Source organism: Streptomyces sp. NPDC001599, assembly GCF_042893535.1.
Lineage (GTDB): Bacteria > Actinomycetota > Actinomycetes > Streptomycetales > Streptomycetaceae > Streptomyces.
Genome location: NZ_JBIAVA010000009.1, coordinates 296,478 through 318,778, shown reverse-complemented (window position 1 = coordinate 318,778; position 22,301 = coordinate 296,478). Strand labels below are relative to the sequence as shown.

Annotated in this window: 25 protein-coding genes; 11 read left to right on the top strand and 14 right to left on the bottom strand. The window is 72.1% G+C overall.

Translation table 11 applies throughout. The features are described 5' to 3' along the window. Positions 1–74 precede the first annotated feature (74 nt). The 4 genes from ACFYZ3_RS24190 to ACFYZ3_RS24175 all read right to left on the bottom strand — a co-directional run bounded on the left by ACFYZ3_RS24190 (position 75) and on the right by ACFYZ3_RS24175 (position 3,166). The gene (locus ACFYZ3_RS24190; RefSeq protein WP_388521328.1) at positions 75–1,037 is read right to left on the bottom strand and encodes an electron transfer flavoprotein subunit alpha/FixB family protein; all 963 of its coding nucleotides are present in this window, start codon (positions 1,035–1,037) and stop codon (positions 75–77) included. A gap of 82 nt (positions 1,038–1,119) precedes the next feature. Continuing rightward, positions 1,120–1,908 carry an electron transfer flavoprotein subunit beta/FixA family protein gene (locus ACFYZ3_RS24185; protein WP_388521326.1) on the bottom strand — a complete coding sequence of 263 codons (789 nt, stop codon included), beginning with the start codon at positions 1,906–1,908 and terminating at the stop codon, positions 1,120–1,122. A 221-nt stretch (positions 1,909–2,129) separates the two neighbouring features. Then, on the bottom strand, positions 2,130–2,639 hold the full coding sequence (locus ACFYZ3_RS24180) for a flavin reductase family protein (RefSeq protein WP_388521323.1): 510 nt from the start codon (positions 2,637–2,639) through the stop codon (positions 2,130–2,132). Between the two features lie 146 nt (positions 2,640–2,785). Continuing rightward, on the bottom strand, positions 2,786–3,166 hold the full coding sequence (locus ACFYZ3_RS24175; RefSeq protein ID WP_388521320.1) for a TlpA family protein disulfide reductase: 381 nt from the start codon (positions 3,164–3,166) through the stop codon (positions 2,786–2,788). Between the two features lie 265 nt (positions 3,167–3,431). Between ACFYZ3_RS24175 and ACFYZ3_RS24170 the strand changes: the two genes are divergently transcribed. Further along, positions 3,432–4,160: a lysophospholipid acyltransferase family protein gene (locus ACFYZ3_RS24170; RefSeq protein WP_388521317.1), complete on the top strand. Its 729-nt coding sequence runs from the start codon at positions 3,432–3,434 to the stop codon at positions 4,158–4,160. A 10-nt stretch (positions 4,161–4,170) separates the two neighbouring features. Here the strand turns inward: ACFYZ3_RS24170 and ACFYZ3_RS24165 are convergent, their stop codons facing one another. The 4 genes from ACFYZ3_RS24165 to ACFYZ3_RS24150 form a co-directional block, all read right to left on the bottom strand. Then, positions 4,171–4,743: a transglutaminase domain-containing protein gene (locus tag ACFYZ3_RS24165; protein ID WP_388521314.1), complete on the bottom strand. Its 573-nt coding sequence runs from the start codon at positions 4,741–4,743 to the stop codon at positions 4,171–4,173. 87 nt (positions 4,744–4,830) lie between these two features. Beyond that, positions 4,831–5,901: a threonine aldolase family protein gene (locus ACFYZ3_RS24160; protein WP_388521312.1), complete on the bottom strand. Its 1,071-nt coding sequence runs from the start codon at positions 5,899–5,901 to the stop codon at positions 4,831–4,833. Then, complete coding sequence (locus ACFYZ3_RS24155; protein WP_388521309.1) at positions 5,898–6,644, bottom strand: SDR family NAD(P)-dependent oxidoreductase; 747 nt, start codon at positions 6,642–6,644, stop codon at positions 5,898–5,900. Before ACFYZ3_RS24155 ends, ACFYZ3_RS24160 begins: the two co-directional genes overlap by 4 nt. A gap of 68 nt (positions 6,645–6,712) precedes the next feature. Further along, positions 6,713–8,116 (bottom strand): DUF6421 family protein, encoded by a 1,404-nt coding sequence (locus ACFYZ3_RS24150; protein WP_388521306.1) that lies wholly within the window; start codon positions 8,114–8,116, stop codon positions 6,713–6,715. Between the two features lie 227 nt (positions 8,117–8,343). Between ACFYZ3_RS24150 and ACFYZ3_RS24145 the strand changes: the two genes are divergently transcribed. Then, on the top strand, positions 8,344–9,027 hold the full coding sequence (locus tag ACFYZ3_RS24145) for a glycerophosphodiester phosphodiesterase family protein (protein WP_356864846.1): 684 nt from the start codon (positions 8,344–8,346) through the stop codon (positions 9,025–9,027). A gap of 69 nt (positions 9,028–9,096) precedes the next feature. Here ACFYZ3_RS24145 and ACFYZ3_RS24140 read toward each other — a convergent pair whose 3' ends face one another. Continuing rightward, a complete protein-coding gene (locus ACFYZ3_RS24140; RefSeq protein WP_388521302.1) occupies positions 9,097–9,636 on the bottom strand; it encodes a GNAT family N-acetyltransferase in 540 nt (179 codons plus the stop codon). 85 nt (positions 9,637–9,721) lie between these two features. Here ACFYZ3_RS24140 and ACFYZ3_RS24135 point away from each other — a divergent pair, with 85 nt between their 5' ends. Continuing rightward, entirely contained in the window at positions 9,722–10,114 is a 393-nt protein-coding gene (locus ACFYZ3_RS24135) for a VOC family protein (RefSeq protein WP_388521299.1), read from the top strand. Positions 10,115–10,235: 121 nt separating this feature from the next. Further along, the gene (locus ACFYZ3_RS24130) at positions 10,236–11,000 is read left to right on the top strand and encodes a VOC family protein (protein ID WP_388521296.1); all 765 of its coding nucleotides are present in this window, start codon (positions 10,236–10,238) and stop codon (positions 10,998–11,000) included. Positions 11,001–11,040: 40 nt separating this feature from the next. Here ACFYZ3_RS24130 and ACFYZ3_RS24125 read toward each other — a convergent pair whose 3' ends face one another. Both ACFYZ3_RS24125 and ACFYZ3_RS24120 read right to left on the bottom strand, forming a co-directional pair. Continuing rightward, positions 11,041–11,616, bottom strand: coding sequence for a MarR family winged helix-turn-helix transcriptional regulator (locus ACFYZ3_RS24125; RefSeq protein WP_388521293.1), 576 nt, complete (start codon positions 11,614–11,616; stop codon positions 11,041–11,043). Continuing rightward, complete coding sequence (locus ACFYZ3_RS24120; RefSeq protein ID WP_388521290.1) at positions 11,613–13,325, bottom strand: FUSC family protein; 1,713 nt, start codon at positions 13,323–13,325, stop codon at positions 11,613–11,615. The genes ACFYZ3_RS24125 and ACFYZ3_RS24120 overlap by 4 nt, the downstream gene beginning before the upstream one ends. A 199-nt stretch (positions 13,326–13,524) precedes the next feature. Between ACFYZ3_RS24120 and ACFYZ3_RS24115 the strand changes: the two genes are divergently transcribed. From ACFYZ3_RS24115 to ACFYZ3_RS24095, 5 genes are all read left to right on the top strand, one after another. Next, positions 13,525–14,133: a DUF5134 domain-containing protein gene (locus ACFYZ3_RS24115; protein WP_388521287.1), complete on the top strand. Its 609-nt coding sequence runs from the start codon at positions 13,525–13,527 to the stop codon at positions 14,131–14,133. Positions 14,134–14,245: 112 nt separating this feature from the next. Continuing rightward, a complete protein-coding gene (locus tag ACFYZ3_RS24110; protein ID WP_388521284.1) occupies positions 14,246–15,181 on the top strand; it encodes a M56 family metallopeptidase in 936 nt (311 codons plus the stop codon). 61 nt (positions 15,182–15,242) lie between these two features. Next, entirely contained in the window at positions 15,243–15,914 is a 672-nt protein-coding gene (locus ACFYZ3_RS24105; RefSeq protein WP_388521281.1) for a phosphatase PAP2 family protein, read from the top strand. 84 nt (positions 15,915–15,998) lie between these two features. Continuing rightward, positions 15,999–16,688 carry an HAD family hydrolase gene (locus ACFYZ3_RS24100; protein ID WP_388521278.1) on the top strand — a complete coding sequence of 230 codons (690 nt, stop codon included), beginning with the start codon at positions 15,999–16,001 and terminating at the stop codon, positions 16,686–16,688. A gap of 144 nt (positions 16,689–16,832) precedes the next feature. Then, entirely contained in the window at positions 16,833–17,534 is a 702-nt protein-coding gene (locus ACFYZ3_RS24095; protein WP_388521275.1) for a TetR/AcrR family transcriptional regulator, read from the top strand. On the opposite strand, the gene ACFYZ3_RS24090 is transcribed toward ACFYZ3_RS24095, so the two are convergent. Then, positions 17,522–19,024, bottom strand: a complete 1,503-nt coding sequence (locus ACFYZ3_RS24090) for an LVIVD repeat-containing protein (protein ID WP_388521273.1) — start codon at positions 19,022–19,024, stop codon at positions 17,522–17,524. The genes ACFYZ3_RS24095 and ACFYZ3_RS24090 overlap by 13 nt on opposite strands. 208 nt (positions 19,025–19,232) lie before the next feature. On the opposite strand from ACFYZ3_RS24090, the gene ACFYZ3_RS24085 reads away from it, so the two are divergent. Then, positions 19,233–19,889: a DUF305 domain-containing protein gene (locus tag ACFYZ3_RS24085; RefSeq protein WP_388521270.1), complete on the top strand. Its 657-nt coding sequence runs from the start codon at positions 19,233–19,235 to the stop codon at positions 19,887–19,889. A gap of 42 nt (positions 19,890–19,931) precedes the next feature. On the opposite strand, the gene ACFYZ3_RS24080 is transcribed toward ACFYZ3_RS24085, so the two are convergent. After that, positions 19,932–20,387, bottom strand: a complete 456-nt coding sequence (locus tag ACFYZ3_RS24080; protein WP_388521267.1) for a DUF6214 family protein — start codon at positions 20,385–20,387, stop codon at positions 19,932–19,934. Positions 20,388–20,530: 143 nt separating this feature from the next. Further along, positions 20,531–20,887, bottom strand: a complete 357-nt coding sequence (locus ACFYZ3_RS24075; RefSeq protein ID WP_388521265.1) for an ArsR/SmtB family transcription factor — start codon at positions 20,885–20,887, stop codon at positions 20,531–20,533. Between the two features lie 158 nt (positions 20,888–21,045). Here ACFYZ3_RS24075 and ACFYZ3_RS24070 point away from each other — a divergent pair, with 158 nt between their 5' ends. After that, positions 21,046–22,125 (top strand): NADH:flavin oxidoreductase/NADH oxidase, encoded by a 1,080-nt coding sequence (locus ACFYZ3_RS24070; RefSeq protein ID WP_388521262.1) that lies wholly within the window; start codon positions 21,046–21,048, stop codon positions 22,123–22,125. Positions 22,126–22,301 lie beyond the last annotated feature (176 nt).

The following is a 22,301-nucleotide window of genomic DNA, read 5'->3' as shown; positions in this document are numbered from 1 at the left end:
TGCGCGCACGCCGAGGCCCCCGCGACGTCCGTGGACGTCACCGGGGGCCTCGGCGTGCGGTGCGGCGGGGAGGTTCAGCCCTTGCGGGTCTTGACTTCCTCGGTGAGCTGCGGGACCACGTCGAAGAGGTCGCCGACGACGCCGTAGTCGACCAGCTCGAAGATCGGGGCCTCGGCGTCCTTGTTGATCGCCACGATCGTCTTCGAGGTCTGCATGCCCGCGCGGTGCTGGATCGCGCCCGAGATGCCCGAGGCGATGTACAGCTGCGGCGAGACGGACTTGCCGGTCTGGCCGACCTGGTTGGTGTGCGGGTACCAGCCCGCGTCCACCGCGGCGCGCGAGGCACCGACGGCCGCGCCGAGGGAGTCGGCGAGCGCCTCGATGATCGCGAAGTTCTCCGCGCCGTTGACACCGCGGCCGCCGGAGACGACGATCGCGGCCTCGGTCAGCTCCGGGCGGCCGGTCGACTCGCGCGGCGTGCGCGAGGTGACCTTGGTGCCGGTCGCGGCGGCGGAGAAGGTGACCGACAGGGCCTCGACGGCGCCGGCGGCCGGGGCGGCCTCGACGGCGGCACTGTTCGGCTTGACCGTGATGACCGGGGTGCCCTTGGAGACACGGGACTTGGTGGTGAAGGCGGCGGCGAACACCGACTGGGTGGCCACCGGGCCCTCGTCGCCGGCCTCCAGGTCGACGGCGTCGGTGATGATGCCTGAGCCCAGGCGCAGCGCCAGGCGGGCGGCGATCTCCTTGCCCTCGGCGGAGGACGGGACCAGCACGGCGGCCGGGGAGACGGCGGCGACGGCGGCCTGGAGGGCGTCGATCTTCGGGACGACCAGGTAGTCGGCGTACTCGGCGGCCTCGTGGGTGAGGACCTTCACCGCGCCGTGCTCGGCCAGCGCGGCGGCGGTGTCGCCGGCGCCGTTGCCCAGCGCGACGGCGACGGGCTCGCCGACGCGGCGGGCCAGGGTCAGCAGCTCCAGGGTCGGCTTGCGGACGGCACCGTCCACGTGATCGACGTAGACGAGAACTTCAGCCATGGGACTTCTTCTCTCCTGCTTGCGAAAGATGAGGGGCGGTGGGGGCGGCGGGGCTCAGATGAACTTCTGGCCCGCGAGGCTGTTACACGAACTTTCGCTCCGCGAGGAAGGCGGCGAGCTGCTTGCCGCCCTCGCCCTCGTCCTTGACGATCGTGCCCGCGGTGCGCGCCGGACGCTCGGCGGCCGACTCCACGACCGTGTAGGCGTTCTCCAGGCCGACCTCGTCCTCGTCGATGTCGAGGTCGGAGAGGTCCCAGGACTCCACCGGCTTCTTCTTGGCCGCCATGATGCCCTTGAAGGAGGGGTAACGCGCCTCGCCCGACTGGTCGGTGACCGACACGACCGCCGGCAGCGAGGCCTCCAGCTGCTCCGTGGCCGAGTCGCCGTCACGGCGGCCCTTCACGACGCCGTCCTCGACCGAGACCTCGGACAGCAGCGTCACCTGCGGCACACCGAGACGCTCCGCGAGCAGCGCGGGGACGACGCCCATGGTGCCGTCGGTGGAGGCCATGCCGGAGACGACCAGGTCGTACCCGGCCTTCTCGACGGCCTTGGCCAGGACCAGGGAGGTGCCGATGGCGTCGGTGCCGTGCAGGTCGTCGTCCTCGACGTGGATCGCCTTGTCCGCGCCCATGGACAGCGCCTTGCGCAGGGCGTCCTTGGCGTCCTCGGGGCCCACGGTCAGGACGGTGACCTCGACGTCGTCGTCGGAATTCTCGGAGATCTGCAGCGCCTGCTCGACCGCGTACTCGTCCAGCTCGGAGAGCAGACCGTCCACGTCGTCCCGGTCGACGGTCAGGTCATCGGCGAAGTGCCGGTCGCCAGTGGCGTCGGGCACGTACTTCACAGTGACAACGATCCTCAAGCTCACGCCGGCTCTCCTACTGCGTCGACATTTCCAGTGCTGCCTCTTGCAGGCAGCATAGGCGCCCCAAGCGGCCGATCCCGGTCGGGGCGACCTGCGCTCCGCCCGGAATATTACTCGTCAGTACACCCAGTTCCTGCCCGCTAAGCAAGCGCTTTGAACTGTGACCTTCGCAACGCAGCGTAACCGGAACTCGACACCTCCGCAGAAGCCGTCCCGCCGACCGGTCAGCCGCGCAGACCCCGGTAACGCCCCTGGTGGTACAGCAGCGGCTCGCCGACTCCGGCGGGGTCGCCGAGGAGGACCTCCGCCAGCACGATCCGATGGTCCCCCGCGGGCACCCGGCCGACCACCCGGCACACGAGCCAGGCGAGCACGCCGTCCAGCACGGGCACGCCCTCGGGCCCCTCCCGCCAGACGGTGGGCGCGGCGAAGCGGTCGGCGCCGCTGCGGGCGAAGGTGGCCGCCAGCTCCTCCTGGTGCTCGCCGAGCACGTGGACGCCGACGTGCTCGGCCTCGGCCACCGCGGGCCAGCTCGAAGAACCTGCGCCGATCCCGAAGGAGAGCAGCGGCGGGCCGGCGGAGACGGAGGTGAGGGACGTGGCCGTGAAGCCGACCGGACCGCCGGGGCCCCGCGCGGTGATCACGGCGACGCCCGCCGCGTGCCGCCGGAAGACGGACCGCAGCAGGTCGTCGGTGGCGGCCCGGGGGGCGGCGAGGTCGGGTGTGACCGTCATGCGGGGTGGTCCTTCCGCGTTGCGCCTCGGTCCCGGAAGCGGCGAGCGGGGCATGGGGGCAGGCTGACGACGGGTGGCACACACAGTCAATTACGTCCCGGGATGTGGAGGCTGTGGAGAAGACCTCACCGCTGGCGTGGCGCTTGTCACACCGCCTCACCGAGCGCGGCGATCACGTCCGCCCGGCGCGGCTGCCCGGTGGCACGCCGCACGACGCGGCCGTCGGCGTCCAGGACCAGCACGGTGGGAGTCCTGAGCACGTCGAGGGCGCGGACGAGTTCGAGGTGGCCCTCGGCGTCGATCTCGACGTGGGCGACCCCGGGGACCAGCCCGGCCACCTCGCCCAGTACCCGCCGGGTGGCCCGGCAGGGCGCACAGAAGGCACTGGAGAACTGTACGAGCGTCGCGCGGGAGCCCAGCTCCGCACCGAGATCGGCCGCGTCGACCCGTACGGGGGTGACCCCAGACCGGTTGCCGTCGTCCTGCCCGCGCACCAGCGCGCCCCCGTTCCGCCGCCAGCGCGGCACTCATGGGCGCGCGTACCCCGCACGCCACCGGTTCGGTACTCCGAAGGTGCAGCGTTCGCGGAGCCGCGGAGATTCCCGCCCACCGTCGCATTTCGGCCACGACAGGGCCGGGCAAGTGATGAGGATCTCGCCGCGCGTGGGCACCAAGGCTGGTACACCGGCCGTTCTTGGGGCACGATCTGCGACAAGCCGCAAACCTACGGCTGCGTAACTTTCGACTGGGAGTTTCCCTTCCCAGGCTGACAAGGAAGGGTCCGACCCGCCCATGGCAGAACTCGTCTACCGTCCGGTCATCGGTCTCGCCCGCACCATGTTCAAGGCGTGGGACCTCAAGATCGACTGCCGTGGGTCGGAGAACATCCCGCGCACGGGCGGCGCCGTACTCGTGAGCAACCACATCAGCTACCTGGACTTCATCTTCGACGGCCTGGCCGCGCTGCCGCAGAAGCGGCTGGTGCGCTTCATGGCGAAGGAGTCGGTCTTCCGGCACCGGATCTCCGGTCCGCTGATGCGCGGGATGAAGCACATCCCGGTCGACCGCAAGCAGGGCGAGGCGGCCTACGCGCACGCCCTGGACTCACTGAAGTCGGGCGAGATCGTCGGGGTCTTCCCCGAGGCGACGATCTCCGAGTCGTTCACCCTGAAGAGCTTCAAGTCGGGTGCCGCGCGACTCGCGCAGGAGGCGGGCGTCCCGCTGGTTCCCATGGCGCTGTGGGGTACACAGCGCCTGTGGACCAAGGGCCACCCGCGCAACTTCAAGCGCAGCCACACCCCCATCACCATCCGGGTCGGCGAGGCGATGGAGGCCTCGCGCGAGCAGTACGCGGGTGCCATCACCCGGCGGCTGCGCGAGCGGGTGCAGGAGCTGCTGGAGGCCGCGCAGCGCGCCTACCCCGTGCGCCCCAAGGGAGCCGACGACACCTGGTGGATGCCGGCCCATCTCGGCGGCACGGCCCCGACGCCCGAGCAGCTGCGCACGGCCCAGGCGCACTGAGCCGGGCGTTTCAGAGCGCGGCCGGGAGGGTCTGCCACAGGTGCGGCCGGTCGGTGGCCGCCTTGAGGACGTCCAGGACGACGGGATGCGGCGCCGCGTACAGCTCCGGGTAGTCCTCCTCGCCCGCCGCGTGATCCGGCGTGAAGGCCAGTTGCTCCCTGCCCAGGGAGAACCGCGCGTTCACACCGGGCTTGTTCCCGCGCGGATCCTGCCGGTGCCAGGCGCCGTCGAGGCGTACGGCGACCAGTCCGTGCACCACGTCGAACCGCTGGTAGCACAGCGCGGTGGGGATGTCCTCGGCCCGCAGCAGCGCGGCCAGCGCGTGGGCCTTGGCGTAGCAGATGCCGGTGCGCCGTTCCAGGACGTCGGAGGCCCGCCAGGTGACGCGCGGGTCCCCGGAGTCCTGCGAGTGCGGGATGGTGTCGCGCACGAACTCGAAGGCCAGGCGTGCATAGGCATACGAATCTTCCGCCTGCCTGGCGAGTCCGCCGGCCACCTCCCGCACGCGCGGATGGTCATGGTCGATGACCTCGTCGGCAGCCAGATAGGCGGACAGGTCAGAGGTCTTCTGGATCAGCTCCATGCCCGCAGAGCATAGGAAAGCGATCACCCGTCAGTCAATGACTTTTCAGGTGACCGCATACCTATGCAATCTCGGGAGGTGCTCCCGTCAGCGCGCCGTCTCCTCCTTCAGCGCGGCCACGAACGCGTCGACGTCGTCCTCGGTGGTGTCGAAGGCGCACATCCAGCGCACGTCACCGGCGGCCTCGTCCCAGAAGTAGAAGCGGAACCGCTTCTGCAGGCGCTCGCTCACCTCGTGCGGCAGCCGGGCGAAGACCGCGTTGGCCTGCACCGGGTAGAGGATCTCCACGCCGTGCACGGCGCGCACGCCCTCGGCCAGGCGCTGGGCCATCTCGTTGGAGTGCCGGGCGTTGCGCAGCCACAGGTCCTTGGCCAGGAGTGCCTCCAGCTGCACGGACACGAAGCGCATCTTGGAGGCGAGCTGCATGGACAGCTTGCGCAGGTGCTTCATGTGGCGCACGGCGTCCTGGTTCAGGACCACGACCGCCTCGCCGAACAGCGCCCCGTTCTTGGTGCCGCCGAGCGAGAGCAGGTCGACGCCGACCGCGTTGGTGAACGTGCGCATGGGGACGTCCAGCGAGGCGGCGGCGTTGGCTATCCGGGAGCCGTCCAGGTGCACCCTCATGCCGTGCGCGTGGGCGTGCTCGCAGATGGCGCGGATCTCGTCGGGCGTGTAGAGGGTGCCCAGCTCGGTGCTCTGGGTGATCGAGACGACCTGCGGCATCGCGCGGTGCTCGTCGTCCCAGCCGTACGCCTGCCGGTCGATCAGGTCGGGCGTGAGCTTGCCGTCGGGGGTGGGGACGGTGAGCAGCTTGAGGCCGCCCATGCGCTCGGGGGCGCCGCCCTCGTCGACGTTGATGTGCGCGCTCTCGGCGCAGATCACCGCGCCCCAGCGGTCGGTGACCGCCTGGAGCGCGACGACGTTGGCGCCGGTGCCGTTGAAGACCGGGAACGCCTCGGCGCCGGAGCCGAAGTGGCTGCGGATCACGCGCTGGAGGTTCTCGGTGTAGTCGTCCTCGCCGTACGCGACCTGGTGTCCGCCGTTGGCCAGGGCCAGGGCGGCGAGCACCTCCGGGTGGGCCCCGGCGTAGTTGTCACTGGCGAAACCGCGGACCTCGGGGTCGTGATGGCGACGCGCGTCGGTCTTCGGGGGGTTCACGGCTTCTCGGTCAGCCACAGACGGTTTCCGTTCACTTCCGCGGCGGGCTTGTCCCAGACGCCTGCGACGGCATCGGCGAGGTCACGCACGTCCGTGAAGCCCGCGAACTTCGCGTTGGGGCGCTCGGCGCGCATCGCGTCGTGCACCAACGCCTTGACCACCAGGATCGCAGCCGCCGACGTCGGTCCCTGCTCGCCCCCCGCCTTGCGGAAGTAGTCCGCCATGGCCAGCGTCCACGCCTCGGCGGCGGCCTTGGCGGCCGAGTAGGCGGCGTTGCCCGCGGTGGGGCTGGACGCGCCGGCGGCGCTGATCAGGACGTAGCGGCCGCGGGCGCTGCGCTGGAGCGCCTCGTGGAAGGCGAGGGAGGTGTGCTGCACGGTGCGGACGAGCAGCTTCTCCAGGAGGTCCCAGTCGCCGAGTTCGGTCTTGGTGAAGGTCTTGCTGCCGCGCCAGCCGCCCACGAGGTGGACCATGCCGTCGACGTGGCCGAACTCCTTCTCGGTACGGTCGGCCCAGGCCCGGGTGGAGTCCGGGTCCAGCAGGTCGACGGTCTCGCCGGTGACGGTGGCGCCGCCGTGCGCGTAGCGGGCCGCGTCCACCGCCTCGGCGAGCCGCTCCGGGTCGTTGTCCGCGCCGACGACGGTCGCACCCGCCTCGGCGAGCCGCAGCAGCGCGGCCCGTCCGGCGGGTCCGCCCGCCCCGGCCACCGCGATCACCGCGCCGTCGAGCGCCCCGTTCCCCATGGTCCTCGCCTCCCGAGCCTGCTGAGCCTGTGCCTGCCGTGCCTGTTCGTGCGTGCCGCCGCCGTCGCTCACGCGGCGGCCCGCTCGGCGCCGTCCGCGGCCGCGGTGATGCCCCGGGTCGAGGCGATCACCTTCTTCAGCTTCTTGGACAGGGCCTCGTAGAACATGCTCAGCGGAAACTCGTCCGGAAGCACGTCGTCCACGAGTTTGCGCGGCGGCAGCGTCAGGTCCAGGGCGTCGGGGCCCTTGGCCCACTTCGAGCCCGGGTGCGGGGCGAGGTAGGTGGAGACCAGCTCGTAGCCGGCGAACCAGTGGACGATCTTCGGGCGGTCGATGCCGTCCCGGTAGAGCTTCTCGATCTCGGCGCACAGCTGGTTGGTGACCTGCGGGGCGCGCTGCCAGTCGATGAAGAGCTTGTTGTCGGTCCAGCGGACGACGTCGTGCTTGTGCAGGTAGGCGAAGAGCAGCTGGCCGCCGAGGCCGTCGTAGTTGCGCACCCGCTCGCCGGTCACGGGGAAGCGGAACATGCGGTCGAAGAGCACCGCGTACTGCACGTCGCGGGCCTGCGGAACGCCGTCCGCCTCCAGCTTCACGGCCTCCTTGAAGGCGGTGAGGTCGCAGCGCAGCTCCTCCAGGCCGTACATCCAGAACGGCTGGCGCTGCTTGATCATGAACGGGTCGAAGGGCAGGTCGCCGTGGCTGTGGGTACGGTCGTGGACCATGTCCCACAGGACGAACGCCTCCTCGCAGCGCTTCTGGTCGTCGACCATGGCGGCGACGTCCTCGGGCAGCTCCAGGCCCAGCAGATCCACGGCGGCCTCGGTGACGCGGCGGAAGCGGGCGGCCTCGCGGTCGCAGAAGATGCCGCCCCAGGAGAAGCGCTCGGGGGCCTCGCGCACGGCGATGGTCTCCGGGAAGAGGACGGCGGAGTTGGTGTCGTAGCCGGCCGTGAAGTCCTCGAAGGTGATGCCGCAGAAGAGCGGGTTGTCGTAGCGGGTGCGCTCCAGTTCGGCCAGCCAGTCGGGCCAGACCATGCGCAGCACGACCGCTTCGAGGTTGCGGTCCGGGTTGCCGTTCTGCGTGTACATCGGGAAGACGACCAGGTGCTGGAGGCCGTCCGCGCGGTTGGCGGCGGGCTGGAAGGCCAGCAGCGAGTCCAGGAAGTCGGGCACCTCGAAGCCGCCGTCGGCCCAGCGGCCGAGGTCGGTCACCAGGGCCTCGTGGTAGGCGCGGTCGTGCGGCAGCAGCGGGGACAGCTCGCGCACGGCCTCGGTCACGCTGCGTACGGCGTCCTCGGCGGCGGCCCGCTCGGGGGCGCCCTCGGCGTCGAAGTCGATCGACCCGTCCTTGGACTGCCATGGCCGGATCCGCTCCACGGCATCCTTGAGCACGGGCCACGCCGGGTGCTCCACCACCCTGCTCGCCGGAGGAACGTTCTCCTCCGCACCCACCTGCACAAGAATTTCCGTCATGTCCCATCCTCCACGGGAGAAGCTTGCGTCAAGACACCGTAGGCATACGACGTTTCTCCAATCAAGGGGCGACTCCGTAAATTATCCTGCCTCACCCCGGGCTTCGCCGCATTTTTTCCTGTCGAGCGCCGGGTTCGTATACCCGGCGCGGCACGGGGGAAACGGTCCCGCAGGGCCGTTAGGCTGCCGCCCTGCCCACGCCGACGTCGACGGAAGCGAGTCGAGCCTTGAACTTCCTCACCATCGGTCACCGCGGAGCGATGGGTGTCGAACCCGAGAACACCCTGCGCTCCTTCGTCGCCGCCGAGCAGGCCGGCCTCGACGTCGTCGAACTGGACCTGCACCTGAGCAAGGACGGCGCGCTCGTCGTCATGCACGACGCCGACGTGGACCGCACCACCGACGGCACCGGTGCGATCGCCGACAAGACCCTCGAGGAACTGCGCGCCCTCGACGCCGGCCGCGGGGAGCGGATCCCGGTCTTCGAGGAGGTGCTGGACGCCGTCTCGGTGCCGTTGCAGGCCGAGATCAAGGACGCGGCGGCCGCGCGCCTCCTCGCCGACGTGATGCTCCGCCGGGACCTGGTGGACCGGGTGGAGGTGATCTCGTTCCACGACGAGGCCATCGTCGAGATCGCCCGGCTGGTGCCGGGGGTGCGGACCGCCCTGGTCGCGCAGTACTACGGCCCCGAGGTCGTGGACCGCGCCGTGAAGGCGGGTGCCAAGACCCTGTGCCTGGACATCAACAGGGTCACGCTGGAGATCGTGCGGAAGGCCCGCAAGGCGGGACTGCGGGTCTTCTCCTGGACCGTGAACACCCAGGACCACCTGCGACTGGTGCGCGCCCTGGGCCTGGACGGCGCGACGACCGACTACCCCGAGATCAAACGCACCGGCCGCTTCACCGCCTGAGCGGGCTGAGCGGGCTGAGCGGGCTGAGCGGGCTGAGCGGGCTGAGCGGCAGGATCCGGCGGACCCGCGTCACACCAGCGGCTTGACCAGCAGCTCGAAGCGGAGGTCGTCGCGCTGCGGGATGCCGAAGCGCTCGTCGCCGTACGGGAAGGGGGTCGTCTTTCCCGTGCGGCGGTAGCCGCGGCGCTCGTACCAGGCGATCAGGTCCTCGCGCACGGAGATCACGGTCATGTGCATCTCCGTGACGCCCCACGTCTCGCGCGCCTGCCGCTCGGCCTCCGCGATGATCGCCCTGCCCAGTCCCCCGCCCTGGAGCGCCGGGCTGACGGCGAACATCCCGAAGTAGGCGTGCGCCCCGCGGTGCTCGAGCTGGCAGCAGGCCACGATCCTGCCCTCCCGCTCCACCGTCAGCAGGCGGCTGTCCGGCGCCTTGACGACCTCCAGCACGCCCTGCGGATCGGTGCGCTGCCCCTGGAGGATGTCCGCCTCGGTGGTCCACCCGGCCCGGCTGGAGTCACCGCGGTACGCGGACTCTATGAGCGCCACGATCGCGTCCACGTCGGCGTCGGTGGCGTCACGGTAGGTCAGTGGGCTGTCGGCGGTGGCCATGGGGGCGTCTCCGGTTCGGTCTCGGGCACGGCGCGGGCACCGATGAGCGTAACGCCGTCGAAGGCCGCCACTAGGGTCGGGACGCATGGTGCACGTACTCAGCAGCCGGACCCTGCTCCGCCCCACCGACCCCGACCGCTCCCGCGCCTTCTACGGCGAACAGCTCGGCCTCGCCGTCCACCGGGAGTTCGGCACCGGTCCGGAGCGGGGCACCGTCTACTTTCTCGGCGGCGGTTTCCTGGAGGTCTCCGGGCGCTCCGACGCCCCCCTCGCCCCCGGGCTCGCCCTGTGGCTCCAGGTCGAGGACGCGGCGGCGGCCCACGAGGAACTGGGTGCCAAGGGGGTCGAGATCGTGCGACCGCCGGTCAAGGAGCCGTGGGGGCTGGTGGAGATGTGGATCGCGGACCCGGACGGCACCCGGATCGTGCTGGTGGAGGTGCCCGCGGAGCATCCGCTGCGCTACCGGCCCGGGATCTGAGCCGGCGGACGGGCACCGTGACCGGGGTGCGTACGTGCCGGATGGCCGCGGCCCCGGCCCGGCCTTAGCGTGCTGGAGGGGGACGGACGGTCTGCGGCCCCGGCGGAAGGACGCCAGCACGATGAAGCTCCACGAACCGGTGACCGGCGGGCCCTGCTGGGCGGAGCTGGGGACCACCGACCTGGAAGCGGCCAAGCGGTTCTACACGAAGCTGTTCGGCTGGCGTCCCGAGACGGACCCGCGGCAGCAGGCGGGTGGCCACACGATCGCCCGGATCGACGACGCGCCGGTCGCCGCCCTGACTCCGCTGTATCAGCAGGGGCAGCCGGTGGCGTGGAACGTGTCGTTCGCCGTGCGCGACGCGGACGCGGCCGTACGGCAGGTGACGGCGGCCGGCGGGGTGGCTCTCCAGGGGCCCGCGGACGTCTTCGACTCGGGCCGGTTCGCGGTGGCCGCCGATCCGACCGGGGCCGTGTTCCAGTTGTGGCAGGGACGCTCGTTCCAGGGGGCCGGGCTGTTCAACGCGCCCGGCTCGCTGGGCTGGGTGGAGCTGCTGACCCGGGAGCCCGACCGGGCCGCCGACTTCTACACGACGGTGTTCGGCTGGAGCGTCGGCGCCTCGGACCGCTATCCGCAGTGGGGGATCGACGGGGCGGACTTCGGCGGCATGGTGACGATGGACGACAAGTTCCCGCACGAGGTGCCGGCGCACTGGCTGCCGTATTTCGCGGTGGCGGACGTGAACACCGTCGCGGTCGACACGACGGACGGCGGCGGCACCGTGCTCATGGAGCCGACCTCCGTCCCCGACGGGCCGCGCATCGCGGTGCTGCGGGACCCGCAGGGCGCGATGTTCGGCGTGTACCGGGCGGGCGACGAGCGCTGATCCGCCCGGTGCGCGCAAGGCCGTACTCTTCGCGGCGCGCTCAGGCCCGCAGCGCGTCCAGCCGTCCCTCCAGCTGGCCGAGGAGACCGCCGAGGAGCGCCGCCAGCTCGCCCTGCCGCGCCCCGGCCACGCCGGACAGCACGGCCGACTCGTAGGCGAGCTGTTCGGGCAGGATGCCGTCGACGAGGTCGCGTCCGGCGTCCGTGAGGCGGACGTGGGCGACCCGGCGGTCGCGGGTGTCGCCGCGCCGCTCGACGAGGCCGCGCTCGGTGAGCTGCTTGAGGCGCTTGGTCACGGCCGCGCCGGAGGAGAAGGTCTCCCGGGCCAGCTCCCCGGGAGTCAGCTCGTGCCCGGTGCGGCGCAGCGCGCCGAGCAGGTCGAACTCCGCACGGCTGAGGCCCGCCCGGCGCAGCGGCGCGTCCTCGGCCTGTTGCAGGAGGGCGGCGCAGCGGTTGATCCGGCCGATGATCTCCATCGGCCCGGTGTCGAGGTCCGGGTGGACGGCACGCCACTGACGTACGACCGCGGCCACGGTGTCCCCGCCCGGCCCGGTCCCGCCGTCACCGGCCCCGGGCCCGGCTCCCCCGTCGTGCGCTCCCCCGTCGGTTGCGGTCATGGCCGTACGTCCTCCGTTCTCGTGCGCGCGCCCCGGTCCGGACGCGTTGCCTGGCGTCGCACCGCCTCGGCGAGCGTACGGTGTCCGGCCTGCTCGGCGAGCACGACCCTCTCCTGGGGCAGTGCGCGTCCCCACCATTCGCCGGCCGCCCCGTCGGCGGTGGCCCGCAGGTCGGTCAGCGCGGCGGCCAGGCCACGGCGCGCGGCCTCCAGGGCGCCGGGGGCGGGGGCGGGCTCGGCGAGGAGGCGCGCGGCGCGCTCCCGGGCCCGGTCGGCCGCGGTCACCGCCTGTCCGACGCGGTTCCCGGCGCGCCGGTTGGTGACGACGACGGCGGCGAGGAAGCCGACCAGGGCCCCGACGAGGGTGTCCACGGCCCGCTCGGTCATCAGGTCGCCGGGGGCCTGGTACCCGGCGAACTCGGTGACGAGCAGGGCCATCGGGGTCACGCAGACGCTGCCGAGCCAGTAGTTGCGGGTGATGAGGGCCTCGGCGCCGAAGTTGAGGGCGAGGCAGCACAGGACGAGCAGCGCCTGCCCGAGGTGGGCGAGCGGGGCTATGGCGGCGAAGAGCAGCACTCCGGCGAGGTTGCCGACCACGCGCTGCACGGCCCGGCTCCAGGTGAGGGTGACGTTGGCCTGGTAGAGCGCGGCGGCGGTGACCAGGGCCCAGTAGGGGCGGCCGATGCCGAGGGCGAGGGAGGCGTACCCGGCCAGCGCGCAGCCGAGGGCGGTGCGGGCGGCGATCGGGGTCAGCGGGCCGAGCCGCTGCCACAGGGGCGCGGGGCGGGCGGCGAGTTCGGCGTCCACGCCGAGGAGTTCGTCGGTCTCCCCCGGGGCGTCGCCGGTGCGGGGGATGCGGCCGCCGCCGCGCAGGGCGTGGGCCCAGGCGCGCAACCGCTCCGGGTCGGTGTCGGCGGGGGCGGCGAGGGCGACCTCGGCGCGGACGACGAGGCGTTCCAGGGCGTGCCGGGTGGCGGCGCGGGCGCCCGTGGACGGCAGGGCCAGCAGCGTCTGCCAGGCGGCCTGTACGGCGGCGTACCCGGCGGCGCGGGCACCGGCGTGGGCGTCGCCCTCACCGGTGCCGCCCTCACCGGTGCCGCGGGAGGCGACGGCGTACGCGGCGGCCGCGTTCAGGGCCTGGGCGGTGGCCCGGCGTTCCGGACCGTGCGGACGGACCGGGGCGGGTGCCATGCCGACGAGCCAGGCCCAGGCGCCCGCGGCGGCGGCCAGTGCCAGGTGGCCGGGGACCTGGCCGAGGGTCTGCGGGACGAAGAGGGCGGCGGAGCTGATGAAGGTCAGGACCACGTTGCCCGGCGGACCGACGCGGGTGGCGTCGCACAGGGCCTTCTGCACGGCGGCCAGCAGCGCGCCGACGGTCACGAGGACGACGGCGTTCCGGGTGAGCGAGGCGGTGACCAGGGCGACGGCGACGCCGCCGAGCATGCCGAGCACGACCCACGCCAGGGTGCGGGCCCGGGCGGCGTAGGGGCGGTTGTGGGCGTAGAGCGCGCACAGGGACCCGGCCATCGTGTACATCGCCAGGTCGAGCCGGCCGAGCGCCAGCAGGAGGAGGTTCGGAGGGGCGACGGCGGCGACCGAACTCAGAGCGGGCTTGAACCAGATCTCGGAGGGCCGGCGCAGGCGCAGCACGCCTGCCAGGGACAGACGTCGGGCCGGGGAGGTGCCGGAGGTGGGGGGCGCACTGCTCATACGGATAAGATTAACCAGTGTTTTACCTGTAAATCAAATGCAAGGACGCATCGGTCCACATCACCGACCAGCGACGATCCACCGCGGTGGGGGCGCGCGCTCCCCCGGATGCCCCCGCGTACACCCTTGCGCTCGCGTGCGCGCCGCATGGCCCGGGCAGTTCTTGACAGACCGTGGACCGCCGAACGGGGAGGTGCGTGTGCACGGACCGGCGTCACCCGGATGGCTGCTGGTCGCGCTGTGCGCGGCGACCGGTGCCTACTGCCTGCTGCGGATGCGCAGCAGCGTCGAGGAGCAGCGCCGGGCCGCGGGCGGCGAGGCACTCATGGGGTTCGGCATGGCCGCCATGGCCGTGCCCGCGGCGGTCCTCGCCCCGCCGGGCTGGGTCTGGGCCGCCTACGCGGTGGTGTTCGGCGCCGCGGGACTGCGGGCGTTGTGGGCGGCCCGGTCGGGACGCCACCATCTGCACCACGTCGTGGGAGCCGCGGCGATGGTCTACATGGCGGTGGTGATGGCCGCCTCCCCCGCCCACGGGCACGTGCACGGCGCGTCCGGCACACCGGTGCTGACGGGGGCGCTGCTGCTCTACTTCACGGGATACGTGCTGCTGACCGGCGTCCGTCTGATACCCGTCGTGGCGGTGGCGGTGGCGGTGGCGGGGGGCGGTCCGGGCGCACCACCCGTACCCGGGGGCGGTGCGGGGGCCGCCGGCCGTGCGGCGGCCGGGTGGGGCGACCGGCCGGAGCTGGCGCGGGCCTGCCGGCTCTCCATGGCGATCGCGATGCTGGCGATGCTGCTCCCCCTGTGACACGGACGACCGGAAGCGGGGCTGCCCGGCGTCCACCGCGCGCAATCGTTGCCTGCGTCACTTTGCGCGTCGGGCCGTACTGCCGACGGCGCGGCGCTCATAGGCTGCCCCCATGATTCTCCCCGCGGCACTGCTGCTGCTCGGTGCGCTGACCGCCGTGCTCGCCCCCAGGCTGCTCGCCCGGGCCGACTGGCCGGATCGCGAACCGGTGGTCGCCCTGTGGGTCTGGCAGTGCGCGGTCGCGGCGGTGATCGTGTGCTGCGCGCTGTCGATGACGTTGAGCGCGGCGGCGGCCTGGCACGCGGTGGGCGGACCCGTCTTCGCGACCGCTCCCCGTCCGGTGGTCGAGGCCTACGCCCTGGGCACGTCCGGACTCTGGGCGGACACGACGGCCGTCACGCTGGCCTGCGGCGGACTGTGGAGCGTGCTGATGCTGGCCCGGGAGGTGGCACGGGCCCGCGCCCGGCGTCGGCTGCGTCGCGCGGAACTCCGGCACCGCGCTCCGCTGTTGCCCGGCGAGGAGCCCGGCCCGGGGCGGCTCGTCGTACTGGAGGGCGAGCGGCCGGACGCCTGGTGGCTGCCCGGCGCCACCCCGCAGCTGGTGGTCACCACCGCCGCCCTGCGTCGCCTCGAGGGGCGGCAACTGGACGCGGTGCTCGCCCACGAGAAGGGCCACGCGCAGGCGCGGCACGACTGGCTGCTGCACTGCTCCGCCGCACTGGCGGACGGGTTCCCGCAGGTTCCGGTCTTCGCCGGGTTCCGCGACGAGATGCACCGCCTGGTGGAACTCGCCGCCGACGACGTGGCCTCCCGCCGTTTCGGCCGCCTGACGACCGCGCTGGCACTGGTCGAACTCAACGAGGACCGCGGCGTCTTCGGTCCGTGCCCGACTGCCCGGGCCGACGTCCCGCAGCGAGTGCACCGCCTGCTCACCCCGCCGAACCGGCTGACGGCGGGCCGCAGACTGCGGCTGACCGCAGCGGCCGCGCTGGTACCGGCGGTCCCAGTCCTGCTCGCGTTCGCGCCGGGGCTGCGGGCGTTGGGCTAGGCCAGACCCTGTCCCGCCACGGCATTGGCCCCGGAGCCACTCGTTCGGCGAGGATCGCAGCATGCAGACGCCGCCGGTCGACTCCCCGCCCGCCCCGCCGCAGCCACGCACCGCCCTCCGTGTCACCTGGGTACTGACCGTGTGCTCCGTACTCCTGCTCACCCTGGTGGCCGTCGAATGGCGCCCGTTGGTGCGGCTCGACGAGGACATCGCCGGCACGACCCATCGCTGGGCGGTCGAAGAAGGCGGCGTCACACACGCCATGCGGATCCTCACCGACTGGGTGTGGGACACCTGGACGATGCGCCTGCTGTGTGCGGTGGTGGTGCTGTGGCTGTGGTGGCGCCGGGCGGACCGGTGGACGGCCGTGTGGCTGGGAGCGACGTGTCTGCTGGGCAGCCTGCTGCAACAGGCCCTCAAGGCCGCGGTGGACCGCCCCCGCCCGGTCTGGCCCGACCCCGTGGACTCCGCGCACTACGCGGCCTTCCCCTCCGGGCACGCCATGACCGCGACGTTCGTGTGCGGTCTGCTGGTGTGGCTGCTCCGCCACTACGACGCGGGGCGCGCCCTGCGCCGTACCGGCCTGGCCGTCGCCGTGGTCTCCGTGGCCGGGGTCGGCGTGACCCGGGTGTGGCTCGGCGTCCACTGGGCCACGGACGTGCTCGGCGGCTGGCTCCTGGGCGGCCTGGTCGTGGCGCTCGCGGTGCTGGTGCACCGGCGCGGGCATCGATGAGCGGCGCGGCGGTGCCCCGGTCCGGCTCCCGCCCGCACCGCGGCGCCGCCCCTGTCGCATCCGTCGCCCCCTAGGATCCGGTCCATGACCGCCGTTCTGTTCGACTTCTCCGGAACCTTGTTCCGGATCGAATCCACCGAAGCCTGGCTGCGCGCGGCGCTCGACGGTGCCGGACTGGAGCTTGCCGCGCCCGAGTTGGCCGAGACGGCCGAGGCTCTCGAGCGCGTGGGAGCGCTGCCCGGCGGCGCACCGCCGCTACGGGTTCCGGAGGAACTCGCCGAGGTGTGGGAGGTCCGCGACCACAGCCCCGCGCTGCACCGGGCCGCGTACACCGGGCTCTCCCGGCAGGTGCCGCTGCCGGACCCGGACCTGCACGACGTGCTGTACGAGCGGCACATGTCGCCGGACGCGTGGAGTCCCTACGCGGACGCCGCCGAGGTGCTGAGCGCGTTGCGCGGGCGCGGAATCGCCGTGGGGGTGGTCAGCAACATCGGCTGGGACCTGCGGCCGGTCTTCCGCGCACACGGCCTCGACCGGTACGTGGACACGTACGTCCTGTCGTACGAGCACGGCATCCGCAAGCCCGACGCCCGGCTGTTCGGCGTCGCCTGCGCGGAGCTGGGCGTGGAGCCGGAGCGAACGCTGATGGTCGGCGACGACCGGAGGGCGGACGGTGGCGCGGCGGCCCTCGGGTGCGGGGTGCACTTCGTCGACCATCTGCCGGTGTCCGAGCGCCAGGCGGGACTGCGGCCGGTGCTGGACCTGAGCACGTAGCCCGAGGCAACCACCGGGTGGTGCCGTCCGCCTCGGACGATCCCCCGTGTCGCCCGAGGCAGACGGTAGCCGGAGCGGCCCGTGAGGCCGCTCCGTCTGCGTTGAGTATAGTTGGCTGGCAGCCAGTCAACGCAGGAGTACAGCATGTCCCCGCGCAGCGCCTCGGTCAATGAAGAATTGCGGCGGCGCTCGAAGGAGCGTCTCCTGCAGGCCGCGGTGGAGCTGGTGGGCGAGCGCGGGTACGACGCGACCACGCTGGGCGACATCGCGGACCGGGCGGGCTCCGCGCGGGGACTGGTCTCGTACTACTTCCCCGGGAAGCGGCAGCTGGTGCAGTCCGCCGTGCACCGGTTGATGCACCGCACCCTGGAGGAGGCCCTGGAGCGCGAGCCGTGCACCGCCGACGGGCGTGAGCGGCTGGCACGGGCCATCGACGCGATCCTGGGGCTCGCCCGGGACCGGCCGGTGCTCATGCGCCAGCACATGGCGGGCCTGCTCCAGGCGGAGGTGGGCTTCGTGCCCTGCCCGGAGCAGCGGAGGCTGGCGGAGCTGCTGCGGGACACGGTGGCCCGGCACGGCTCGCGGGACGTGGACCGCGACTACCCGATGCTGCGCGCACAGCTGATGGGTGCCGTCTTCGCGGCTCTCGTGCCCGGGGTGCCGATGCCGGTGCCGGAGCTGCGCGCCGAGTTGTTCGAGCGCTACCGGTTGGACTGGACGCTGGGTGTCCCGCCGGACGCCGAAGCGCCCGGCGGGACGACGTGCGACCCGGACCTGTCGCGGTTCTTCGCGACCGGTGTACCCGATCGGCAGGACCCGACGGGCCGGAGTCCTCAGTCGAAGTAGTCCGGCTGCGTCTGCGTGTTGAGCTCCCGCAGGTGGACCCGCTTGGCCGGGTCGGTGCGCCGGTCGCTGAGCTTGAGGACGTCGAAGCCCTTGGCGATGTCGTTCGAGTAGATGTAGCCGTTGTAGTAGTACGCCGACCAGGAACCGCCGGTGGTCATCGTGTCGGTGGTCAGCGGACCCCGCTCGAAGTAGGCGATCTCCCTGGGCCGCGAGGAGTCGGTGAACTCCCAGACGGAGATGCCGCCCTGGTACCAGGCCTGGACCATGATGTCCTTGCCCTTGACCGGGATCAGCGAGCCGTTGTGGGCCACGCAGTTCTCGGTGTCCGCCTGGTGGCGCGGGATCTTGAAGTAGCTGCGGAAGACCAGCTTGCGGTGGTCGCCCCGGCCGACGATGTCGTAGATGCCGTCGGCGCCGCGGTTCGGGCCGATCTCCGCGTTGCAGGTGGCGGCGCCGCCGCCGCCCAGCTCGTCGGTGAACACGACCTTGTTCGCCTTCTGGTTGAAGGTCGCCGAGTGCCAGAACGCGAAGTTCACGTTGTCCTGGACGCGGTCGATGACCTTCGGGCGCTCGGGGTCCTTGATGGAGAACAGGATGCCGTCGCCCATACAGGCTCCGGCGGCCAGGTCCTCGGAGGGCAGGACGGTGATGTCGTGGCAGCCGGTGGTCTTCGAGACGCCCGGGTTGGTGGGTCCGCCCGGGTTGCCGCCGCCGTCGGGGCCCTCACCGGGGAAGAGCACGGGGAAGCCCACGAGGGCCGCCCGCTCGGGTGCCTTGCGCGGCACCTTGATCACCGAGATCCCGTCGTGCGGCGGCTTGCAGTCGGGGTAGGCGGCGTTCGGCGAGTACGAGGAGACGTAGATGTAGACGTCCCTGCGCTCGGGCACCAGCGTGTGGGTGTGCGAGCCGCAGGCGGTCTCGACGGCGGCGACGTACTTCGGGTTCCGCTTGTCGCTGATGTCGAAGACCTTCATGCCCTCCCAGGAGGACTTCTCGGTCGCGGGCTGTGTGGTGCTGTTGCAACTGCTGTCGCTGCGCGAGGAGTCGGTCGACAGGAACAGCAGGTCCCCGGAGACGGAGATGTCGTTCTGCGAGCCGGGACACAGCACCTGGGCGACGGTCCTCGGCTTCTTCGGGTTCTTGATGTCGAAGATGCGGAAGCCGTCGTAGTTCCCTGCGAAGGCGTACCGGCCCTGGAAGGCCAGGTCCGAGTTGGTGCCGGGCAGTGCGTCCTTGGGGATGTTGGTCAGGTGCTCGATGTTGTCCGAGTGGACGATCTCGTCCTGGCCGGGTATGTCGCCGCTCTCGATCGCGTCGCGCACCTCGGCGCGCGCACTCTTGGACACCTCCTTCGACGTGGCCGGACTGTCCCCGGGGTCGGGGGTCGCCACGGCCGGGCCGGCGGTGAGCAGCGCGGACAGGAGTCCGGCGGCGGCAGCCGCGACTCCCAGGCGTCTGCGCCGCGTTCGCGGGTCGCTCAACAGGGTCACTGTTTCCTCCCAACGTCCGTTCCCGTCGGAACGGTTCACGCACCCCGCAGTATCGTCTTCGCCATGCACATACCAACAGGGGGCAACAAACTCGCAATGAAGTTTTTTGATCAGTGACGCGCGGAAGCGTGCTAGGACGGTCACCGCACCCACAAGGTGCTCCGCCTCCCTCCACCCGGAGGGGCACCCGCAGCCACAGGAGGTCGTTGTGTCCTTTCGCCCCGCGATGTCCAGCGCGTCACTCGTCACGGCCTCGCTGACCGCGCTGGCCGTGCTCGGGCTGGGGGCCTGCGACTCGGGACCCGACACCGGTTCGGCGGCCGCCGCCGGGCCCTCGGTGATCGCGCCGGGCAAGCCGGGCGAGGGCAACCGGACCCTGTCCGCCGAGGACGCCGAGAAGCAGCGCGCCGACGACGACTCCCCCAACTCGGCGGACGTCTCCTACGCGCGGATGATGATCCAGCACCACGCCCAGGCGCTGAAGATGACCGAACTGGCGCCGAAGCAGGCCGAGTCCGGCCAGGTCAAGAAGCTGGCGGAACGGATCTCGGCCGCGCAGGGGCCGGAGATCAAGGCGATGGAGGGCTGGCTCGAGACGCACGGCGAGAAGGTGACGGGCGGCGGTCACGACCACGCCGCGATGCCGGGCATGGCGACCGAGGCACAGCTGAAGAAGCTGCGCGCGGCCGAGGGCAAGGCCTTCGACCAGCTCTTCCTCACCCTGATGATCACTCACCACGAGGGGGCGATCAGCATGGCCACGGACGTGAAGTCCGAGGGCAACAACGTGCTGATCGAGGAGATGGCGGACGACGTGGTCGCCCAGCAGACGAGCGAGATCTCACGCATGCGCGCGATGCTGTGACGACGCGGAGGCCCGGTGCCGGGAGGTGCCCGCGGGGATGTCTCAGCGGCGCGCGCGACGGGGCGCCAGGAACCCCTCGTCGCGCGCCTGGCCGATCAGCCTGAGCGACCTGCGTCTGCTGTGCCCGGTCGCGCGCATCACCGCGAGGACCGGATCGCCGCCCGCTTCCCGGGCCGTCCGGTACTCCTGGGCGACGAGCCTGCGCCCCTCCCGCCCGCGGGGCCACGCGGCCCGGGCCCGGCGCGACACGGCCGGAGCCCCGAAGGCGGGGGCCGCGACGCAGGCCTCGAAGAGCGGATCCTCCAGCCACTCGGCCAGTACGGCCAGGTCGTCGAGGGACAGGGGCGGCCGGGCTCGTACCTCCTCGACGCGCACGTCCGCACCGGACAGCACGGCGAGCGCGTCCACCCGGGCGCCGTCGGCGAAGGCCAGCCGGACGTCGAACCACGAGGTCGTGGTGGAGCCCTCGCTCACCACCCAGGCGTGCCGCACGGACATCTCACCGTCGTCCGGACAGCGGTCGGAAAGCTGAAGAGAACGATCAACGAAGGATGCTTCGGGCACATACGCAACGTAACCGAATGATCACATTCCATACGAACGGAACACGCTTCGTTCATCGGGTGCGGCACCCTGTCAGCTCAGCGGGACCCGGCGGCCTGGCGGGCGGCCGCGTCCAGCAGGGCGTCGAGCAGCCCGGGGAACACGATGTCCAGATCGCCCCTGCGCAGGCCGTTCATCTTGGCCGTGCCCCGGTAGGCCTGCCGGATCACCCCGCTCTCGCGCAGCACCCGGAAGTGGTACGTGGTGGTGGACTTGGTGACCGGCAGGTCGAAGTGCGAGCAGGAGAAGAGTGCGCCGCTGTCGGCGGCGAGGTCCCGCACGATCCGCAGCCGCACCGGGTCGGAGAGCGCGTGCAGCACCCCCTCCAGCCGGATCTCCTCACGCGTCGGGTGCGGCAGCTCGCGGGTGCCGGCGGCAGTGGCGGCAGGGGTCACGGCGACTCCAGTTCGTCCGGGGTCCCACCGGTCGGGAGGGGTTCCCATTGCAGGAGGGGTTCCCATTGTACGAAGGTCGCCGTAGTTTGACATCCGGCGTACTACGAGAGTTACCGTACGAGTCGTCCCGACCCGCCGCGACCCAGGAGCAGCCCGTCATGAGCGCCCTCTTCGAGCCCCTCCGGCTCCGTGACACCACGATCCCGAACCGGATCTGGATGCCGCCGATGTGCCAGTACTCCGCGGCACCGGAAGGCCCGTCGGCGGGCGTGCCCGGCGACTGGCACTTCGCGCACTACGGCGCCCGCGCGGTGGGAGGCACCGGCCTGATCGTCGTGGAGGCCACCGGCGTGTCGCCCGAGGGCCGCATCTCCCCGCAGGACCTCGGGCTCTGGAACGACACACAGGTCGAGGCGTTCCGCCGGATCACGGACTTCCTGCGCTCCCAGGGCACGGTCCCGGCGGTCCAGCTGGCCCACGCGGGCCGGAAGGCCTCCACCGCGCAGCCCTGGAAGGGCGGGGCGCCGGTGGGGGCGGACGCGTACGGCTGGCAGCCGCTGGCCCCGAGCGCGCTCGCGTTCGACGAGCGGCATCCGGTGCCGACCGAGCTGACGGTCCCGCAGATCCAGGAAGTCGTGCGCCGGTTCGCGGACGCCGCGCGCCGGGCACTGGCCGCGGGCTTCGAGATCGCCGAGATCCACGGCGCCCACGGCTACCTGGTCCACGAGTTCCTGTCGCCGCACTCCAACCACCGCACCGACGCCTACGGCGGCTCGTACGAGAACCGCACCAGGTTCGCCCTGGAGGTCGTGGACGCGGTACGGGAGGTCTGGCCCGACGACAAGCCGCTGTTCTTCCGCGTCTCGGCGACCGACTGGCTGGAGGAGGGCGGCTGGACGCCGGACGACACCGTCCGCTTCGCCCGCGACCTCGAGGCACACGGCATCGACCTGCTCGACGTGTCCACCGGCGGCAACGTCCCGCGCGTCCGGATCCCGACCGGGCCCGGCTACCAGGTCCCGTTCGCCGCACGCGTGAAGGGCGGGTCCACGCTGCCGGTCGCCGCCGTCGGGCTGATCACCGAGGTCGAGCAGGCCGAGAAGATCCTGGCCAACGGCGAGGCCGACGCGGTACTGCTGGGCCGCGAGCTGCTGCGCCATCCGTCCTGGGCCCAGCACGCGGCGCGGGAGCTGGGCGTGGACGCCCGGATGCCGGACCAGTACGGCTGGGGCATGTGAGGCGGGCTGCCGCCCGAGGCGTTGACTAGAAAGCGCTTACCCTCTACGGTCCGTTCATCAGCATGACCGTCGCGAACGTCGCGGCTCCACTCTTCCCCACAAGTGTGGCCGCGCGTTCGCGATCTCGGTCAGGTTGACGCACGACGTTCACGTACATGTTCCGTTCCACCCCCACT

Coding starts and splice junctions, on each gene's coding strand:
- ACFYZ3_RS24190 (WP_388521328.1), bottom strand. CDS start 1,037: ATGGCTGAAGTTCTCGTCTACGTCGATCACGTGGACGGTGCCGTCCGC.
- ACFYZ3_RS24180 (WP_388521323.1), bottom strand. CDS start 2,639: ATGACGGTCACACCCGACCTCGCCGCCCCCCGGGCCGCCACCGACGAC.
- ACFYZ3_RS24170 (WP_388521317.1), top strand. CDS start 3,432: ATGGCAGAACTCGTCTACCGTCCGGTCATCGGTCTCGCCCGCACCATG.
- ACFYZ3_RS24165 (WP_388521314.1), bottom strand. CDS start 4,743: ATGGAGCTGATCCAGAAGACCTCTGACCTGTCCGCCTATCTGGCTGCC.
- ACFYZ3_RS24155 (WP_388521309.1), bottom strand. CDS start 6,644: ATGGGGAACGGGGCGCTCGACGGCGCGGTGATCGCGGTGGCCGGGGCG.
- ACFYZ3_RS24150 (WP_388521306.1), bottom strand. CDS start 8,116: ATGACGGAAATTCTTGTGCAGGTGGGTGCGGAGGAGAACGTTCCTCCG.
- ACFYZ3_RS24140 (WP_388521302.1), bottom strand. CDS start 9,636: ATGGCCACCGCCGACAGCCCACTGACCTACCGTGACGCCACCGACGCC.
- ACFYZ3_RS24135 (WP_388521299.1), top strand. CDS start 9,722: ATGGTGCACGTACTCAGCAGCCGGACCCTGCTCCGCCCCACCGACCCC.
- ACFYZ3_RS24130 (WP_388521296.1), top strand. CDS start 10,236: ATGAAGCTCCACGAACCGGTGACCGGCGGGCCCTGCTGGGCGGAGCTG.
- ACFYZ3_RS24125 (WP_388521293.1), bottom strand. CDS start 11,616: ATGACCGCAACCGACGGGGGAGCGCACGACGGGGGAGCCGGGCCCGGG.
- ACFYZ3_RS24120 (WP_388521290.1), bottom strand. CDS start 13,325: ATGAGCAGTGCGCCCCCCACCTCCGGCACCTCCCCGGCCCGACGTCTG.
- ACFYZ3_RS24110 (WP_388521284.1), top strand. CDS start 14,246: ATGATTCTCCCCGCGGCACTGCTGCTGCTCGGTGCGCTGACCGCCGTG.
- ACFYZ3_RS24105 (WP_388521281.1), top strand. CDS start 15,243: ATGCAGACGCCGCCGGTCGACTCCCCGCCCGCCCCGCCGCAGCCACGC.
- ACFYZ3_RS24100 (WP_388521278.1), top strand. CDS start 15,999: ATGACCGCCGTTCTGTTCGACTTCTCCGGAACCTTGTTCCGGATCGAA.
- ACFYZ3_RS24095 (WP_388521275.1), top strand. CDS start 16,833: ATGTCCCCGCGCAGCGCCTCGGTCAATGAAGAATTGCGGCGGCGCTCG.
- ACFYZ3_RS24080 (WP_388521267.1), bottom strand. CDS start 20,387: ATGTCCGTGCGGCACGCCTGGGTGGTGAGCGAGGGCTCCACCACGACC.
- ACFYZ3_RS24070 (WP_388521262.1), top strand. CDS start 21,046: ATGAGCGCCCTCTTCGAGCCCCTCCGGCTCCGTGACACCACGATCCCG.